Below are 17,862 nucleotides of genomic sequence, written 5' to 3' on the forward strand. Positions count from 1 at the left end.
TATTCTTTTTTATTTCAACGGCTTTTTGCCGAAAAAATTTAAATTCGGAGGCCACATGCACAATACCGTCTTAATGCTGAACAAGCTAACGCCCGAACCCGGCATGACGATAAATTGGCTGGAAACCTTGAAGGACAAGCATATCGATACCTACAGGCATAGTTTAAGGGTGGCTTGGCTGGCGGAGAAACTGACATCGCTATTGCCGATCGCCGACAGGGACCGGCAGGAAATCGTGGGCGGGTGCCTGCTGCACGATATCGGCAAGCTGATGATCCCCAATGAAATCCTCGATTCAATGAAGCCTCTCACCAGCAAGGAGTGGGAGCTAATTAAAGAACACCCTCAGTTGGGGGCATATTTGCTTCGTCACGAAAATATCGGTCTGACGACGATGCATGTCATCCGTCACCATCACGAAAGATGGGATGGTACAGGCTACCCATCAAAGTTAAGAGGACAGCACATTCCCTATGGCGCCACTGTATGCAGCGTTCTGGATGCCTTCGATAGCATGGTCGTAGACCGGCCTTATCGTGAAGGCAAGCCGATCGAAGAAGCGATCTCGGAACTATTTGCCTATGCTGGAACGCAATTCAGCTTGCCTATCGTCGAATGTTTCGCATCGATTGCCGACCAGGTCCGCATCTTCTATGAGGCGCCTGTCCGAAGCCGGCCAGACGACCAGGGAGGAGCAGCACTGTAATGCAAAGCGCAAGAGAGCAGTACGTTGAATGCGGTCTGGCAGGACAGCGTTATGCCATTCGCATATCGGAGATCCAGGAGATTATCCGCATGCAGAATATAACGCCGATGCCGGACGCTCCTTATTATGTACAAGGCCTAACCAGCCTTCGGGGCAGTATTCTCCCGGTCATTTGCATAAGGAAGTTATTCGGCCTTCCCGAAAAAACGGAAGATAAGCTTACGAGAATCGTTGTCGTGCAGCAAGGGACGGCCGCGATCGGCATGATCGTGGATCAGGTGAGCAGCGTGCTGACCTTCGAGCACATTCAAAAAAACGAAGGATCCCTCAATCAGAAGCAATCCAGCCTAGTCGCGATAGGCAAGCATGTCGACGGCCTTGTCGGAATTATCAGCATGGAAAAAGTAATTGCGGGTCTCTACGCCTAATCAGAAGGCAACGCAGAATATAACGAGCATACGGGGTGCAGAGCATGAAATGGTTTTACGATTTGAAAACGAGCGCAAAGCTGATTGCTTCGTTTATCGTGATGGCAATGCTGATGGCGATCGTCGGTGTATACGGATTGAACGGGCTTGGAACGAGCAATGCCAACCTGAAGGATATGTATGACAATCAGCTTATGGCTGTTCAACAGCTATTGAAAGCTCAGTCGAATTTAAACGAAGTACGGTCGCAGGTGCGCAAGCTTTACATGACAAAAACCGAAACGGCGAAACAGACCGTGCGCGATAAAATAACCGATACGCAAAAGCTGGTACAAGACGGTTTGGACGCATTTCAAAAAACAAAATTGTCGGAAGCGTCCAGCAGCAAAGTCGGTCCCTTGCTGGACGGATGGGCACAATATCAAAAGTGGACGCAGAAGCTGTTGGATCTGGACCACGCCGGGGCGTACGACGAAATGATCGCGCTCATCGACGGCGATTATACAAACGCTGCCCAAGCCTTCATGGCCCAGCTGGCGGAGCTCGTCGATATCAACATAAAGGAAGCTGAAGCCGCGAGAAACAGCGGCGAGAAAAACTATAATTCGGTCAAGATCACGACGATCGTCATCATCGTGCTGGGCGTCTTGATCAGCATAGGTTTTGGCTATTGGATCGCCAGGATCATATCCGGCCCGATTGCGAAGGTCGTCGATCTGCTCAAACGCATGGCCGACGGCGATCTGAGAGATACGCTCGACATCCGCACGAAGGACGAAATAGGAATCCTGGCCGATGCCGCCAATACGACAGTGATCAAGCTCCGGGCGACCGTGCAGTCCATAGCGGACAGCGCACAGAATCTGTCGGCAGCCTCGCAAGAAATCTCGGCGAGTACGGAAGAGGTAGCCAGCGGCAGCATGAGTCAGGCGAATTCCGCCATATCGATCAGCGAGTTGTTCAAGGATCTCTCCTCCGCCATACATACGGTGGCAGGGAATACAGAAAAGGCGTACGAAATCTCTGATACGATGATGAAGAAAGCGCAGGACGGAGGAGAGATCATTCAAGCATCTGTCGACAGCATGAGCAAGGTCGAAGAAAGCATGGCGCGTCTCGAGGAAGATTCCAACCTGATCGGAGAAATTATCGAAGTCATCGACGATATCGCGGATCAGACGAATCTGCTCGCGTTGAATGCGGCGATCGAGGCAGCAAGAGCGGGAGAGCAAGGACGCGGCTTCGCGGTTGTCGCCGACGAGGTGCGGAAGCTGGCCGAGCGGAGCACGGAGGCGACCAAGCAAATCACGCAGATTATCAAAGGCATGCAGCAAAATACGAAAAGCAGCGTCGGCGCCGTGCAGGATTGCGCGGGGTATTCCAGAAGCACGGGCGAAGCGTTCGAAGGTATCAGCGGACTTGTAAACAAAACAAGTCATATGATGTCCGAGATCGCGGCCGCAAGCGAACAACAGTCTGCGCAGACGGCGAGCGTACTCGGCTCCGTAGAGAGCATCTCGAACGCAAGCCAGCAATCTGCCGCGGCCAGCGAAGAGACGGCCGCAGCAGCGCAATCGCTGGCTGTGCTGGCAGAGGATCTGCACCGCGCGGTTTCTATTTTCAAGACGGCCTGACGGATCGGTCCGCGACTCGTTCGCGGATTTTTTATGCGAGGATTCATGGCCGATACATCGGCTGGATCGATCTGGCGCGGCTGGCGTCAACGTCCTTGGAGTCACTTCAAACCGCATGGTATAATGGGGTGGATTCGAATCGCAACGCGCTAGAGGAGAGGAACAAATGAATATTGCGTTTTTCCTCCTGCCGAAGCAGGAGGTCGTATGCCTGCCTTCGAACGCCACGCTGCGTCAGACGCTCGAGCGGATGGAGCGCCATCGCTATACGGCCGTGCCTGTGCTCGGCGATGACGGGAAGTACGTCGGGACCGTTACGGAAGGCGATTTATTATGGTATCTCAAAAATCGCGAAGGGCTATCATTCGAGCAAACCGCTCGCATTCCATTATCTGAAGTGCCGCTGCGAACGACGAACAAGCCGGTACCGATCGATGCCAATATGGAAGATCTCATCTCGCTCGCCAAGGGCCAGAACTTTGTCCCCGTCGTGGACGACACCAGCGCGTTCATCGGCATCGTTCGTCGCAGCGATATCATTGACTATTGCGCCGGATCGCTGATTGGACACGGCACGGATGATAAAAAGGTAAAACGGGAAGCTTAAAGGTGGAAAAGGATGGCATCGCAAGCAGCGGGCGCCATTCGAAGCTACCTTGGAGGCATCCCGCATGAATAAAAAGAAACCATGGAAAGCGATCGGCTATTCGATCGCGGCCCTCGCGGCGGCTTCGATCGCTGTCGCGGCTGTAAAAGGAAGCGGCAGTCCGTTCGGGTATCCGGCACGGGAAGCCGCTTCTTTGAGTCGTTCGGAAAAAGCGGCACCGGCGGTCCAAAGCGTAGGGAGCAGCGCGCCAGTCGGGGCGATGCCGTCCCCCGTGCTGACCGAGCCTACCAAAGCGGAGCTGGCTCGCGTGTACGACACCGTTATCGTAGGCGGCAGGGTGATCAATCCGGAGACGGGGCTAGACCGCAGGGGCGTCAACGTCGCTGTCCAAGACGGCCGTATCGCGCTGGTAACGGACCATCCGGTCAAAGGGAGCCGGACCATCGACGCGCGCGGGCTCGTCGTCGCGCCGGGCTTTATCGACAATCTGTCCTATGACCCGAACCCGCTCGGCGTCTGGAACAAGATTGCCGACGGCGTCACGGCGAACATCGCCATGCATGGCGGCACGGATGCGCCGCGCAAATGGTATCCCTACTATGAACGCGCGGAGACGCCGCTCCACTACGGCGCTTCCTTTTTCTATACGAAGGCGCGCAACAAACAGGGCATCGGCCTGTATACGCCTGCGACCGCGGCACAGACCCGGCGCCTTGCGGCCGAGGCGGAGCAAGCGCTGCTGGACGGCGTGCTCGGCATCTCGTTCAGCCTGGAGTACGTGCCGGGCATCGGCGCGGACGAGGTGCTGCCGCTCATGCGGCTCGCTTACAAGTACAACGTGCCGGTTTATTTTCACGCCAGATACTCCGACATGACCGAGCCGGGCACGAATATCGATGCGATGAATGAGATCATTGACTACGCGCGGGAGACAGGCGCCTCGGTCCACATCGATCACATCAACAGCACGGGCGGCACGTTCTCCATGAAGCAGTCGCTCGACATGCTGGCGAAGGCTCGCGCGGAGGGGCTGGACATCACCGCTTGCACCTACCCCTACGACTACTGGGGGACGTATCTCAACTCGGCGCGGTTCGACGAGGGATGGCAGGAGCGCTTTAGAATCACCTACAAGGACCTGCAAATTGCCGGCACCTCAGAGCGGCTGACAGAGACGACATTCGGCACGTTTAAAAAGGAAGGGAAGCTTGCCGTCGCCTATGCCATCCCCGAGCAGGATATCGAGGATTCGCTAGCCGCGCCCTTCGTCATGATCGGCAGCGACGCCATTCTGGAGCCAGGCAACAACAATCATCCGCGGGCATCGGGCACGTTCGCCCGGACCGTCGGCTTGTACGTTCGCGAGCATCGCGTCATCTCGCTGATGGACGCCGTGGCGAAGATGTCCCTGATGCCGGCCCGGCGTCTCGAGCGGCAAGTCCCGGCGCTGCGGAAAAAAGGGCGGATCGCGCCTGGGATGGATGCGGATATCGTCATCTTCGACTACGGGAAAATCGGGGACCGGTCTACGGTCGAGCGGCCGGAGCTGCCCTCCGCAGGAATCCGCTACGTGCTGATCGGCGGCCGGATCGCGCTGGACGGCCAGGGACTGCACAAGAATGTGCGCGAGGGCGAGCCGATTCGAAGCGAATTTGTTCGCGTGCCGGCAAGGGGAGCGGGCGTAATCGAGCTGGCTTCGTCGTCGTCGCGGACTTCGGTGCCGGCGGTATCCTATCGCGGCAAGCCCTATGCTGACGTTCGCGTGCTGAAGTCGCTAGGCTACACGCTGAGCTGGGACGGGCGTTCGCATATGTTCGAGGCGGCTGCAAGCGACAGCCCGGACCGCGGCGGTATGGCGTTGGGCGGCGGTCAAGCCGTTCCGGCTGAAGGCGCCTCGTCCGCGGCCGCAGCCCGGACAGGGCCCGGTCCGGGCGAATTGATGCTGGAGCGCGGGCACCGGCTGGCTTGGCCGGGGGGAGAGGCCGAGCTGCTCTCGATCGGCAGCCGGGACTATGTGCCGCTGGCCGTGCTGAAGCGGCTGGGCATGGAGGTGCGCGAGAGCGGACAGCAGGCCTGGACCGCCGTCAGGCTGGAATAGCGCAGCGTCATGCGCATGCTTGGCCAGCCGCCTTCGCGGAGGCGGACGGCAACCGAAAAAGCTGCATCCGGCGACCGGCCCGGGGCAGCTTTTTGTTTTTCGGCGAAGGTCAAGAGCTGGGAAGGAAGCAATAATTGGCGGCCCGAAACCTTGCGCATGCCGCGTTAGACTAGCAAATGCCATTGTGGGAGCGGCGAGTTTATGTGCTATAATGTTGGATACAGCTTTAGCGCGATATTCGCATGCGGCAGCGGTCAGACAGGGATTTTTTCCGAGGAGGGACACGACTTGTCTTCAATCGATCAGAATCTGGATGTCGCCGGGAGAGCCCGGTCTATCGAATGGCTTAAGAGTGAGGTGCTGGACCAGGTATCCCGTCTGTTCAAGGCCATGTGGGAAGGCAGCACTGCGCGAATCACGGACAGTCTGTCCGGGCTCATCGCGAGCGCATACATCCTTGGCCGCCGGCTGGGCATTTCCTACCGCGACCTCGACAAGGCGGTCGAAGACAAGCTTAGCCGTCTGAAGCAGGAGGGACATCAGCTGGAGGATCAATACCGCGATCTCTCGGCACTGGAAGAACACATTCGCAAGAGGTGAAAACTCGTTGAACACGGCCTTGAAGTCGCTGGCCTGGAGTGCCGTGGCGCTGCTGATGCTGCTCAGCGTCGCTACCCCGTTGAGCGGTATAACGATATTTCTGTTGATGACGCCGATGGTCGTGCTCTATACGATGCTGCGACCCGTTTCGTTTGCCGTCCATATCGCCTGCGTCGCCGTTCTGGCCTTCCTCATCCTCGGCAGCTCCGGGGCGCTGGCGTTGACGTTCGGCTTTTTCTTTCTCGTGCCTTCGATCGTCATGGGGCATTTATACAAAAAGCGGGTCGCGGCAAAAACCGTCGTCACGGTGGGGTTCATCATCCTGCTCGCGCAGTTGGTGACCGAGCTCACGCTATTCTCGATTCAGTACGACATCGACTTCACTGCGCAGCTCGCATCCTTCCTGGACGAGCGCATCCAGGAGCTCCAGGCCAGCAACATGCTGACGGGAGACTGGACGGGCACGGCGCAGGCCTTCGGCGAGGCCGTCGTGCGTCTGCTGCCGATGCTGCTCATGCTGTGCTCGTTCCTGCTGGCGATCATCACGCACGGCATCTCGCGCAAGGTGCTCGCCTGGTCCGGCATCGTCGTGTCCGGGCTTACGCCGATGCGCAGCTGGATGCTGCCCAAGAGCACAGTGCTGCTGTACGTGATCGTATGGATCATTCAGTTCTCCATGCCGGCGGGCAGTTCCAACTTCTGGGCGGTGGCATCGGACAATGCCGTGCCCGTGCTGGACTTTTTGTTCCGCATCCAGGCGCTCGCGTTCTTCTTTTATCTGGCGCATCAGAAAAAGTGGTCGAATATCGTCCCTGTTCTGATCGCGATCCCGCTGTTTCTCATTCAACCGTTGTATTTGATCGGTCTGCTGGATACGGCGTTTCCGCTGCGCCGATATTTCGACAAGAAGTAGGGGAGCGAAGCCACTATGCCCAAATTTCTCGTTCAGCGGTGGCACGGCATGCACAATGTCTGGGCGCTCGCTCTCATCTTCCTGCTCACAGCCGCGCTTACATGGTTCTATTGGCCGCTGGGCATTATCGCCCTGGCGGCGGGAGGCGCCGTAGGCGTCTTCTCGCTGCTCGCCGAGCGGGCCTTTCGCAAGGAATGGAACGACTACGTGCTGACGCTGTCCTCCCGCATCCGGGGCGTCGGCACGGAGGTCGTCGGCGGATTGCCTTTCGGTATCATCCTTTATAACGAAGACCGCGAGGTCGAATGGCACAACGGCTTTATTTCTAAAATTGCGGATCGAACGTCCGCCGTCGGCACGCCGTTGCCAGAGCTGTTCCCAGGCATCCAGCAAGCCAAGGAAAAGGATAAGACGCTGGGCCGCTGGGAGACGACGCAGAACGGCCGCGTGTATGAGCTCTTGTTCCGTCCGACGGAGCGCATGCTGTTCGTCACGGACGTGACGGAGCACTGGACGCTCGCGAGGCGATACGAGGACGAGAAGCTCGCCATCGGCATCGTGATGATGGACAATCTCGAAGAGGTTGCCCAGGGTATGGACGAGCAGCAGCGGGCGCTCATGCTGTCCAAGGTGACCGGCGAGATCAACGAGTGGGCGCAGAAGTACGGATTGTTCTTGCGCCGGCTGTCGTCCGACAAGTACATGGTCATCGCGAACCAGGCGGCGCTTAAGCAGCTGGAGCAATCCAGGTTCGAGCTGCTCGACGAGGTGCGCGAGATTACGATGAACCTGAAGCTGCCGATGACGCTGTCGATCGGCTTCGCCTCGGGCGCGGACAATATCGCCGAGCTGGGCCAGCTGGCCCAGGGCAGCCTCGATATCGCGCTCGGCCGCGGGGGCGACCAGGCCGTGGTCAAATTCGGCCAGCGGCAGAGCTTCTACGGCGGCAAGAGCAACGCCGTAGAGAAGCGCACCCGCGTGCGCGCGCGCGTCATCTCGCATGCGTTGCGCGATCTCATGAAGGAGAGCGACCATATCATCATCATGGGCCATCGGATGCCCGATATGGACTCGATCGGCGCGGCCATCGGCGTGCTCAAGGCCGCGCAGCACGTCGGTAAGGAAGCCTTTATCGTACTCGAAGGCGTGAATCCTGCGATCCAGCGGATGATGCATATGCTCAAGGAAGACGAAAAGCTGATCCGCCGCTTCATCACGCCCGAGCAGGCGTCGCAGCTCACCGGCAAGCGCTCGCTGGCGGTCGTCGTCGACACGCACCGCGCGTCGATGGTCGCGGAGCCCAAGCTGCTCCAGCAGACGGATCGAATCGTCATCGTCGACCACCACAGGCGCAGCGAGGAGTTTATCGAGGACGCGGTGCTCGTCTACATGGAGCCTTATGCTTCCTCGACCTGCGAGCTGGTGACCGAGCTGCTCCAGTACATCCACGAGCGCGTCGTACTCGACGTGCGCGAGGCGACGGCGCTGCTCGCCGGCATTACGGTCGACACCAAGAGCTTCGCGATGCGAACGGGCTCGCGAACGTTCGAGGCGGCTTCGTTCCTCCGTCGCAACGGCGCCGATCCGGCGCTGATCCAAAAGATGCTCAAGGAAGATCTGGAAGAATACATCAAAAAAGCGGAGATCATCCGCAACGCGGAAACGTACTTCGACTATATCGCGATCGCGGTCGCCGATCCGGCGAAGCCGGTGCCGCAGCTCTTGATCGCGCAATCCGCCGATACGCTGCTCAATATGACGGGCATCAAGGCCTCGTTTGTTATCGCGCAGCGTCCGGACGGCACGATCGGCGTCAGCGCCAGATCGCTCGGGCAGATGAACGTGCAGGTGGTCATGGAGCGTCTGGGCGGCGGCGGCCATCTGACGAACGCGGCTTGCCAGGTGCAAGGCACTGTCCAGGAAGTCGCGGCCAAACTAAAGAAAGTGCTGAACGATATTAATGGGGAAGAGGGTCTTTTCGAATGAAAGTAATTTTCTTGCAGGATGTAAAGGGTCAAGGCAAGAAGGGTCAGGTCAAGGAAGTGTCTGAGGGCTATGCGCGCAATTTCCTGCTGCCCAAGGGTTATGTGCAGATCGCAACCGACGGCGCCAAGAAGACGCTCGATCAGATCCAGGCTTCCGTCGATAAGAAGAAGGCCCAGGAGAAGGAAGACGCGAAGGCGCTCGCGGTCAAGCTCGGCGAGATGACCGTCGTCATCAAGGCGAAGGCCGGCGAAGGCGGACGCCTGTTCGGCGCCATCACGAGCAAGCAAATCGCAGAAGCGCTGGAGAAGCAGAAGATCACGATCGACAAGCGCAAGATCGAGCTGGACGAACCGATCCGCACGCTCGGCGTCACCCAGGTGCCGCTCAAGCTGTACCCGGACGTCAAGGGTATGCTGAACGTGCAGGTCACGGAGGAGTGACGGCATGAGCGAACGGGGCGATCAACTGACGTTCGATCGCGTACCGCCCCAGAACCTCGAAGCGGAGCAGGCGGTACTCGGCGCGATTCTTCTCGAGTCCGAGGCGCTCATCACGGCGATGGAGCGGTTGAACACCGAGGACTTCTACAGCGTCGCGCATCAGCGGATTTTCGAGGCGATGGTCGACCTGAACGAAGACAATCAGCCGATGGACCTTATCACGATCACGGCGACCTTGCGCGACCGCGGCCAGCTGGAGGAAGTCGGCAGCGTCTCGTATCTGGCCAAGCTGGCGAGCGCCGTGCCGACTGCGGCCAACGTCGACTACTACGCGCAGATCGTCGAGGAGAAGGCGATGCTGCGCCGGCTCATCCGCACAGCGACGCAGATCGTCTCGAGCGGCTACGCTTCCGAGGACGACGTCGGCGCGCTGCTGAACGACGCCGAGGCGCGCATCATGGAGCTGTCCAATCGCCGAGCGGCGCACGGCTTTATAAGCATTCGCGACGTGCTCATGGACGTATTCGAGCGAGTCGAATTCCTGTTCAACCACAAGGGCGGCACCACGGGCATCCCGAGCGGATTCATCGATCTAGACAAGATGACGTCCGGCTTTCAGCGCAACGACCTGATCATCGTGGCCGCCCGTCCGTCGGTCGGCAAGACCGCCTTCGCGCTCAACATCGCCCAGAACGTAGCGGTGCGCGCGCAGGAGACGGTCGCGATCTTCAGTCTTGAAATGTCGGCCGCCCAGCTCGTCCAGCGGATGATCTGCGCCGAGTCCAATGTGGATGCGGGACGGATGCGGACCGGCTTCCTCGAAGGCGACGACTGGGAAAAGCTCTCGATGGCAATCGGCTCGTTGTCCGAGGCGCAAGTGTATATCGACGATACGCCGGGCATTACCGTAGCGGAGCTGCGGGCCAAGTGCCGGCGTCTTAAGAAGGAGAAGGGGCTCGGCATGATCCTGATCGACTATCTGCAGCTGATCCAGGGCCGCGGCAAAGCCGGGGAGAACCGGCAGCAGGAGGTCTCCGAGATCTCGCGTACGCTCAAGCAGATCGCGCGTGAGCTCGAGGTGCCGGTCATCGCGCTGTCCCAGCTGTCGCGGGGCGTCGAGCAGCGGCAGGACAAGCGTCCGATGATGTCCGACCTTCGGGAATCCGGATCGATCGAGCAGGATGCCGACATCGTGGCATTCCTGTACCGGGATGATTACTACAATCACGATACCGAGAAAAAGAACATCATCGAGATCATCATCGCCAAACAGCGTAACGGACCCGTGGGCACCGTAGAGCTCGTGTTCCTGAAGAACTTCAACAAGTTCGTCAGTCTGGACCGGGCGCACGGGGAAGCGATGGTCGGCAGCGCTTCCTGATGACGAAAATCCGAACATTTCCGAACGATCAAGAGGCCCCTCTCTAGATCGTTCGGTTTTTTTATTTGACTTGAACGCTTTAGCTTGCTAAACTAGACAATGCCGCGATAGCGGCCATTTGCCGTCCATCGGGGGAGAGGACTCTTCCCGGTGCGTTGTCGCGTGCGCTCGAAGTCGGCGCCCTCGACATCCTCGCATCCGTGCGGGCGGCATTAATCATGCCGGCTGGCCAAGCGCCAAGAGGCCGGATGGAGGGATTGCATTGTCTACAGTAGTTGTTGTAGGAACGCAGTGGGGAGACGAAGGCAAAGGCAAGATTACGGACTTCCTGGCGGAAAAGGCAGACGTCGTCGCCCGCTATCAGGGGGGCAACAATGCCGGACATACGATCCTCATTCAAAACAAAAAGTATAAGCTGACCATGATTCCTTCGGGCATTTTTAACGAAAACAAAGTATGCGTCATCGGCAACGGCATGGTTATCAACCCGGCCGCGCTGGTAGAAGAACTCCAATATATCCGCGATAACGGGTTCAGCACGGATAATCTGCGCATCAGCGATCGCGCGCATGTCATCATGCCGTACCACCTCGTGCTCGACGGACTCGAGGAAGACCGCAAGGCCGACAACAAGATCGGCACGACGCGCAAGGGCATCGGCCCTTGCTACATGGACAAGGCGGCTCGCAACGGCATTCGAATCGCCGACCTGATGGATGCCGAAGAGTTCACGGCTAAGACGCGCCGTCTCGTGGAAGAAAAGAACCAAGTTATCGAGCAAATGTACGGCGGAGACAAGCTGGACGCCGATGAGATCATCTCTACGTATCTGAAGCTCGCCGAAGAGCTGCGCCCGCTCGTGACCGACACGTCCGTCGTTCTGAACGACGCCATCGATTCCGGTCAGAAGGTGCTGTTCGAAGGCGCCCAAGGCGTCATGCTCGACATCGACCAAGGCACGTATCCGTTCGTAACGAGCTCGAATCCGTCAGCGGGCGGCGTCTGCATCGGTTCGGGTGTCGGTCCGTCCAAGATTCAGCAAGTCATCGGCGTGGCCAAGGCTTATACGACGCGCGTCGGCGACGGTCCGTTCCCGACCGAGCTGCATGATGATCTCGGCAACTGGATCCGCGACAAGGGCCACGAGTACGGCACCGTCACGGGCCGTCCGCGCCGCGTCGGCTGGTTCGACAGCGTCGTCGTCCGTCACGCCCGCCGCGTGAGCGGCATCACGGGCCTGTCGCTCAACTCGCTCGACGTGCTGAGCGGCCTTGAGACGGTGAAGATCTGCACCGCCTACAACTACCGCGGTCAGCTCATCGAGCACTATCCGGCCAACCTTAAGATGCTCGCCGAGTGCGAAGCCGTCTACGAGGAGCTCCCGGGCTGGAGCGAAGACATTACCGGCGCCAAGACGCTGGACGATCTGCCGGAGAATACCCGCCGCTACGTGCAGCGCGTCTCCGAGCTGACAGGCATCCCGATCGCGATCTTCTCCGTCGGCCGCAATCGCGAGCAGACGAATCAGGTTGTGGCGATCTACGGATAATCGGAAGCCAACGCATCCTGCAGAACCTCATATTTTCAAGCTCTCTTGCCCTCCTCACGGATCGGCGAGAGAGCTTTTTGTTTTCAGGAAAAACGTTTGCATGTATAATTCTGCGAATGTATAATGTGTACTAGTTAAGGTGGTACACTTGATGCGACAGGCATAAAGGGTTGTGCATGAAAGGCAGTGCACGAAAGGCAGCACACGAAAGGCAGCACACGAAAGGCAGCACACGAAAGGTAGCCACGAAAGTTAATGCACGAATGGTAGTACACGTCATGGTAGTAGACGTCATGGTAGTAGACGTCATGGTAGTAGACGTCATGGTAGTACACGTCATGGTAGTAGTCGTAAAAGGAGTTGACCCGCTTGCCCAATGATACGCATCGATGAGAGAAGTGCGACGCCCATCTACGAGCAGATTGTACAGAGCTTCAAAGCGTTGATTGCCAAGGGCGCGCTGGCGGAAGGCGATCGGATTCCCTCGGTACGGGAGCTGTCGGCAACGCTGCTCGTCAATCACAACACGGTGGCCAAGTCTTATCAAGAGCTCGAGCGCCAAGGCGTCATCGTATCGCTCCGCGGCAAAGGCGCTTTCGTGGCAAAGGCTGCCGAGGAGCCCGGGATGGAGCGGGAACGGCTGCTGCGACTGCGCGCCGAGCTGCGTCGCATCGCGGTCGAGGCACATCATCTCGGTGTCGGAAGCGACCGGCTGCAGGCATGGCTAATGGAAGACATGCGAGAATATGGGGGGGATCGAGATGCTGGAGGCGAGCCATCTACGCAAGAAGATTGACGGCAAACCGGTGCTGACAAACGTAAGCTTCGAGCTCGGGGAGGGCCGGGTGGCCGGCTTGATCGGACGAAACGGTGCGGGTAAAACGACGCTTCTCAAGGTGATGTCCGGCATTCTCGATCCCGATGGCGGCGAGGTGCTGTTCGAAGGCCGGTCCGTCCACCAGGAGCCGGAGGTCAAGCGCGAGATGGCGTTTATACCGGATACCCCGGAGGCGTGGTACGGCTATACGGGCTGGGGCGCCGCTTATATGTTCGGACAGATCTATCCGCGTTTCGATCACGCCTACTTCAAAGATACGATGAACCGGTTCGGTCTACCGCTCGACCGCAACATCCGCCGCTTCTCCAAAGGCATGCGAATGATGTTCAGCACGGCGCTGGGCTTGTCTACGCGCGCGAAGCTCGTGCTGCTGGACGAGCCGACCAACGGCATCGATCCGATCGCCAAAAAGCAGGTGCTCACCCTGCTGATGGAGGCGGCAGCGGACGGCATGTCGCTCATCGTCTCGTCGCATCTGCTGGAGGAGCTGGAGCGGATGACCGACAAGATTCTGCTTATGAGGTCGGGCAGCGTGGAGACGCATGACTCGGAGGGTGCCGCCGAAGGCATCGTTACGAAGCTGCAGGTCGTCTTTCAAGGCGAAGCGCCCGAAGCATGGCTGTCCTCCCCCGACGTGCGGGTACTCGACCATATCGGCCGCGTCTATACGCTATTGTTGAACGGCGCTCCCGGAAGTGCGGCAGTCGCCGAGCTTAAGGGAATGATGCCGTTGCTTATGGAGCCATTGCCCGTCCGGCTGGAGGATCTGTACGTGTGGAAGCTCGGAGGTGAGCTGGATGAGGGATAATGCCATTGCCTGGTTAAAGGGGATGCGTCCGCTCTTCGGCAGAGAATATGCGCAAGCGCGACTGTTTATTTTTGCGGTGCCGATCGTGCACTTCCTCACACTGGGATTGCCGAGAATGAACCGGTGGTTATGGGGCGGCTGGACGCGGGAATCCGTGAAGGCATATATGTTTAATTCCGCAGGCAATACATTCCATAGAATTTATGAAAGCGGCGTACACGAAATTGCCGGACGATATTGGCTGCTGCTGGCGGCTTTCGTGCTGGCGCTCGTCCAACTCGGCGTCGAGCGGCGAAACGGCTCGCAGGAGCTGTTATTTTCGTTGCCGTATACGCGAAGACAGATCTTTTTTGCCAAGTGGCTGCTCGGCGCTGCGTTGTTTGGAGGCTCGCTTCTGCTGAATACGGTAATTGACGCTATCGTGGTCGCAATCTCGTCCGCATCGGACTATTTGCGCATCGACTATTTCGTCGTTCAATTCGGCTATTCCTTGCTTGTCGTCCTGGCGGGGTATTCCTGCGCGCTCCTCATCGGAACGTTGACAGGCAGTGTCGCTTCCCAGACGATCCTGACTTGGGTGCTGGTCGCTCTTCCGATCGTGTTTGTCGAACTGCTCGATTTCTCGTTGCAGGCGCACGGCATCTACATGCCGCGGCAAGGTGTGTACGACGCCTACTCGTCGGTCAATGGGGGAGATCTTCTGCGGGCATGGTTCAACTTTTTCAATTATGCGTCCGCGCAGTACTCGGATATATCGTGGACCCATGCGCTGTCTTTGCTGGCAATCATCATCTTGAGCTTTGCAGGGGGCGTTCTCGCCTACAGTCGCAATCCGACGGAGAACAACGGCAAGCTGATGATCTTTAAAAGCGGCGAGACGGTACTGCGGTGGGGTTTCGTCCTCTGCGCGTCCATGGTAACGGGTTTGCTCGGCACAGAACTGTTCAGGCTTAACGCGGGCGATCGGCTCGGTTACGATATTGGTTTTGTGCTTGGCTGCGTGCTGAGCACACTTGGCATGCGCAAGCTGCTGCGCATGCGATTCAAATACTAGGCAGGCGCACGCAGTTATAGGGCTCAATAGCCGGTTTGCGCCGTTTGAAGGATATCCCCTTCGGTCAGGAAACGGGTCTCCGTTGCCGATCGAGGGGGAATTTTGCGTATGCGGGGTTTCGTCGATCCATGCAGTTGCCAGATTTAATTAGCCGGATTCCTGAACGAAGGGGATACCGTTAAAATGTGCAGAAAGGCACGTTCCTGACCGAAAGGGATAACGTTAAAACGCGGCGCACCGCCATCATTATTTGCCCCGGACGGAATGCCGCTCCCCCTGGTTGCCCATACTGATGCTATGAAACTTCATAGATTTGGAGGGCGCATCATGTGGAAATGGATCGGCTGGGCAGGTCAATTGATTGGAGCGGCGCTGCTCGTCAGCTTCCTGAGCATCTGGACGACCGGATATATCGTAACGAGCTACGTGCAGACCGCGCTGGCGGATTACGGCATTGAGCTGGATGAGCAGCCGTTCGCGATGAGCGGCGTGTGGGGCAAGCTGTGGGGGGCGGATGCGGGGACGAATTCGGCCCAAGGGAAAACGGAGGCGCAATCTGGAGGCGACGGGGACCACCAAGCAGTCGGCACGTCCAAGCCGGAAGATACGCCCGACCCCGAAGCGGAAACGGGCCAGAACGAAGCTGACGCATCCAACGCGAGCACGCCTGATACGGATGCTGCGTCGGGGGGTAACGCAGCAACGCCGGACGGCAACGCGGGCGGCGTGCCTTCGCCGGAGCCGGGACCGGAGCCGAGCGGCTCGGTGACGAACGGGGAGGCGGCGGCTTCACCCGGCGATACGGACGGGGGTAGCCTGCAAGAAGACGGGGCGGTACCCGTGTGGAACGGGGAAAACGGCTCGTCGGCGGTCTCCGGGCTCACGGATGAGGAGAAGCAGCAGATCTACTCCGTCGTCGTCAGCAAGCTGACAAGCGATCAGCTGGCTCAACTGACGGGGCTGATCCGCAACGGACTGACTACCGAGGAAGTGCCTCAGCTGGAGGCGCTGTTAAAGCCTATTTTGAGCGACAAAGAATATGCCACGATGCTGGAAGCGCTAAAGGTTCCTGAGGCGCAGTAGTCTTTCAGATGAGAGAATTCTAAGCCCCGTTTCATTGATAGCCCGAAGGACGCTATGCTACAGTGTTGAAGATGTCGCTTTTTGCGGCGGCAATCTATCTTACATAGCGATCAAGGAGTTATCTATGAATAACGGCAGCAGAAGCAAGCGAATAGCGGGAGCTTTCAAGGGAGCGGCCGTCTGGATCAGGCGCCGGGCGGGACGCAAGACCGCGATCGCCATATGCGCGGCGGTCGTCGCGGCAGGCGGAGGCACGGTACTCGTCAAGCAGCATATCGAGGCGCATACATTGTCCTATTCGGAAGTATGGATCGGCGGCGAGCACGTCGGGGACGTCGGCGACCGAAGCGTCATCGAGCGCAGCGTCGCCGAAAAGGCGGCCGAGCTGGCCCGGGCGGGTGGCGAGGTTTTGTACAAGCTCGATGACGGGCAGGTTACTTACAAGGAGGCCGAAGCCTACGGCAAAAAGCTGGACGACGCGGCAGTCGCGGCTCTGGTCGGGGGCGCGCTTAAGACGCATCCGACCGGCGTCAAGCTAATGGTCGACGGTAAGGCAATCGCAGTCGTACGGGACAAAGAGACCGCGGAGCGAGTGCTTGACCGGGTCAAGGCGCACTATGCGCCAGCCCCCGCAGAAGCAGCCTCGAAGAACGCAAAGAAGCCGGCCGCCAAGGAAGTGCAGTCGCTGTCCTTCAGCGCGCAGGCTTCGGCAACCGGCGATGAGCTGCCTGCAGCAGGCAGCGGACTAGCTGCCCCGTCGGGCAAGGGGGCAGCACAAGCGCCTGCTGCGGATGACAGCGCGGCGTTCGAGGAGACGGTAGCGGTCACGGAGCCGACCGAGGTCGATGCCAATAAGATTGAGGATGACGAAGCGCTCGTCAAACGGCTGATCGCGGGACATACCGTGCAGCGCGTCTATACGGTAAAAGCCGGCGATTGTATCGGCTGCATCGCGGACGAGCAGCGGGTGTCCGAGGATCTCATTTATCAGAACAATCCTTGGATCGATGAAGATAAGATCAAGATCGGCGATCGGCTGAACCTGACCGTACAGGAGCCTCTGCTAAACGTCCGGTCCGAGGAGACGGTGACGCAAACGGAGACGATCGAAGCGCAGCTCGAGATTCGCAAGACGGATGAACTCAAAGCGGGCATATCGAAGATCGTCAGGCCGGGCTCGGACGGCAAGCGCATCGTTACCTACAAGCTGCTAAGGCGCAACGGGCTCGTCATTGAAGAAGAGCAGGTATCGACCGAAGTCGTGACGCCGGCACTCTCCACCGTCATGCTAAAGGGGACGAAGGTGACGCCGAGCGAAGGCTCGGGCAAGTTCGCCTGGCCTGTATCCGGGCACAAGATTACCAGCTACTACGGCAAGCGATGGGGCAGACTGCACAAGGGTCTCGATCTGGTTGGCAGCAGCAGCGTCAAGACCGCCGACAACGGCGTCGTCGAGCTCGCGGACGACAGCATGAGCGGTTACGGCAACGCCATCATCATTAATCATAACAACGGGTACAAAACCCTATACGGTCATCTGAGCAAGATTAACGTCAAAGTCGGCCAGGTCGTGGAGCAAGGCGAAGCCATCGGCGTGATGGGCAACACGGGCCATTCCTTCGGGACGCATCTGCACTTCGAAATCTACTTGAACGGCAAGCTTAAGAACCCGGCAGATTATTTGTAAACATTTACCCCTGCAAACGCCCTTCGAAACGCGCTTTCGGAGGGCGTTCT

Annotated in this window: 16 protein-coding genes; all 16 read left to right on the plus strand. The window is 58.6% G+C overall.

Features of this window, described 5'->3' with window-relative positions:
• Positions 1–55: 55 nt before the first annotated feature.
• The 16 genes from KB449_RS31420 (at position 56) to KB449_RS31495 (ending at position 17,812) form a co-directional block, all read left to right on the plus strand.
• Positions 56–706 (plus strand): HD-GYP domain-containing protein, encoded by a 651-nt coding sequence (locus KB449_RS31420; protein WP_282912105.1) that lies wholly within the window; start codon positions 56–58, stop codon positions 704–706.
• Positions 706–1,134 (plus strand): chemotaxis protein CheW, encoded by a 429-nt coding sequence (locus KB449_RS31425; RefSeq protein WP_282912106.1) that lies wholly within the window; start codon positions 706–708, stop codon positions 1,132–1,134. The genes KB449_RS31420 and KB449_RS31425 overlap by 1 nt, the downstream gene beginning before the upstream one ends.
• Before the next feature lie 44 nt (positions 1,135–1,178).
• Positions 1,179–2,768 (plus strand): methyl-accepting chemotaxis protein, encoded by a 1,590-nt coding sequence (locus KB449_RS31430; protein WP_282912107.1) that lies wholly within the window; start codon positions 1,179–1,181, stop codon positions 2,766–2,768.
• Positions 2,769–2,934: 166 nt separating this feature from the next.
• Positions 2,935–3,375, plus strand: coding sequence for a CBS domain-containing protein (locus KB449_RS31435; RefSeq protein ID WP_282912108.1), 441 nt, complete (start codon positions 2,935–2,937; stop codon positions 3,373–3,375).
• Between the two features lie 64 nt (positions 3,376–3,439).
• The gene (locus tag KB449_RS31440) at positions 3,440–5,473 is read left to right on the plus strand and encodes an amidohydrolase family protein (RefSeq protein ID WP_282912109.1); all 2,034 of its coding nucleotides are present in this window, start codon (positions 3,440–3,442) and stop codon (positions 5,471–5,473) included.
• A 297-nt stretch (positions 5,474–5,770) separates the two neighbouring features.
• Positions 5,771–6,073, plus strand: a complete 303-nt coding sequence (locus KB449_RS31445; protein WP_177244283.1) for a MazG-like family protein — start codon at positions 5,771–5,773, stop codon at positions 6,071–6,073.
• Between the two features lie 7 nt (positions 6,074–6,080).
• Positions 6,081–6,986: a DUF2232 domain-containing protein gene (locus tag KB449_RS31450; protein ID WP_282912110.1), complete on the plus strand. Its 906-nt coding sequence runs from the start codon at positions 6,081–6,083 to the stop codon at positions 6,984–6,986.
• Between the two features lie 15 nt (positions 6,987–7,001).
• Positions 7,002–8,972, plus strand: a complete 1,971-nt coding sequence (locus KB449_RS31455) for a DHH family phosphoesterase (protein WP_282912111.1) — start codon at positions 7,002–7,004, stop codon at positions 8,970–8,972.
• Positions 8,969–9,412 carry a 50S ribosomal protein L9 gene (gene rplI, locus KB449_RS31460; RefSeq protein ID WP_282912112.1) on the plus strand — a complete coding sequence of 148 codons (444 nt, stop codon included), beginning with the start codon at positions 8,969–8,971 and terminating at the stop codon, positions 9,410–9,412. The genes KB449_RS31455 and rplI overlap by 4 nt, the downstream gene beginning before the upstream one ends.
• Positions 9,413–9,416: 4 nt before the next feature.
• Entirely contained in the window at positions 9,417–10,793 is a 1,377-nt protein-coding gene (gene dnaB, locus KB449_RS31465) for a replicative DNA helicase (RefSeq protein WP_090116839.1), read from the plus strand.
• 262 nt (positions 10,794–11,055) lie between these two features.
• Positions 11,056–12,342: an adenylosuccinate synthase gene (locus KB449_RS31470; protein WP_282912113.1), complete on the plus strand. Its 1,287-nt coding sequence runs from the start codon at positions 11,056–11,058 to the stop codon at positions 12,340–12,342.
• A gap of 376 nt (positions 12,343–12,718) precedes the next feature.
• On the plus strand, positions 12,719–13,138 hold the full coding sequence (locus KB449_RS31475) for a GntR family transcriptional regulator (RefSeq protein ID WP_282912114.1): 420 nt from the start codon (positions 12,719–12,721) through the stop codon (positions 13,136–13,138).
• A complete protein-coding gene (locus KB449_RS31480) occupies positions 13,104–13,988 on the plus strand; it encodes an ABC transporter ATP-binding protein (protein ID WP_282912115.1) in 885 nt (294 codons plus the stop codon). Before KB449_RS31475 ends, KB449_RS31480 begins: the two co-directional genes overlap by 35 nt.
• On the plus strand, positions 13,978–15,042 hold the full coding sequence (locus tag KB449_RS31485; RefSeq protein WP_282912116.1) for an ABC transporter permease subunit: 1,065 nt from the start codon (positions 13,978–13,980) through the stop codon (positions 15,040–15,042). The genes KB449_RS31480 and KB449_RS31485 overlap by 11 nt, the downstream gene beginning before the upstream one ends.
• A gap of 327 nt (positions 15,043–15,369) precedes the next feature.
• Entirely contained in the window at positions 15,370–16,125 is a 756-nt protein-coding gene (locus KB449_RS31490) for a hypothetical protein (protein ID WP_282912117.1), read from the plus strand.
• 124 nt (positions 16,126–16,249) lie between these two features.
• Entirely contained in the window at positions 16,250–17,812 is a 1,563-nt protein-coding gene (locus KB449_RS31495) for a peptidoglycan DD-metalloendopeptidase family protein (protein WP_282912118.1), read from the plus strand.
• Positions 17,813–17,862: the final 50 nt, after the last annotated feature.

Source organism: Cohnella hashimotonis, assembly GCF_030014955.1.
In the GTDB taxonomy this organism is placed as follows: Bacteria; Bacillota; Bacilli; order Paenibacillales; family Paenibacillaceae; genus Cohnella; species Cohnella hashimotonis.

Bases quoted from the DNA above. Each gene is read 5' to 3' on its own strand.
- KB449_RS31420 (WP_282912105.1), top strand. From the start codon at position 56: ATGCACAATACCGTCTTAATGCTGAACAAGCTAACGCCCGAACCCGGC.
- KB449_RS31425 (WP_282912106.1), top strand. From the start codon at position 706: ATGCAAAGCGCAAGAGAGCAGTACGTTGAATGCGGTCTGGCAGGACAG.
- KB449_RS31430 (WP_282912107.1), top strand. From the start codon at position 1,179: ATGAAATGGTTTTACGATTTGAAAACGAGCGCAAAGCTGATTGCTTCG.
- KB449_RS31435 (WP_282912108.1), top strand. From the start codon at position 2,935: ATGAATATTGCGTTTTTCCTCCTGCCGAAGCAGGAGGTCGTATGCCTG.
- KB449_RS31440 (WP_282912109.1), top strand. From the start codon at position 3,440: ATGAATAAAAAGAAACCATGGAAAGCGATCGGCTATTCGATCGCGGCC.
- KB449_RS31455 (WP_282912111.1), top strand. From the start codon at position 7,002: ATGCCCAAATTTCTCGTTCAGCGGTGGCACGGCATGCACAATGTCTGG.
- rplI (WP_282912112.1), top strand. From the start codon at position 8,969: ATGAAAGTAATTTTCTTGCAGGATGTAAAGGGTCAAGGCAAGAAGGGT.
- dnaB (WP_090116839.1), top strand. From the start codon at position 9,417: ATGAGCGAACGGGGCGATCAACTGACGTTCGATCGCGTACCGCCCCAG.
- KB449_RS31475 (WP_282912114.1), top strand. From the start codon at position 12,719: ATGATACGCATCGATGAGAGAAGTGCGACGCCCATCTACGAGCAGATT.
- KB449_RS31480 (WP_282912115.1), top strand. From the start codon at position 13,104: ATGCTGGAGGCGAGCCATCTACGCAAGAAGATTGACGGCAAACCGGTG.
- KB449_RS31485 (WP_282912116.1), top strand. From the start codon at position 13,978: ATGAGGGATAATGCCATTGCCTGGTTAAAGGGGATGCGTCCGCTCTTC.
- KB449_RS31490 (WP_282912117.1), top strand. From the start codon at position 15,370: ATGTGGAAATGGATCGGCTGGGCAGGTCAATTGATTGGAGCGGCGCTG.
- KB449_RS31495 (WP_282912118.1), top strand. From the start codon at position 16,250: ATGAATAACGGCAGCAGAAGCAAGCGAATAGCGGGAGCTTTCAAGGGA.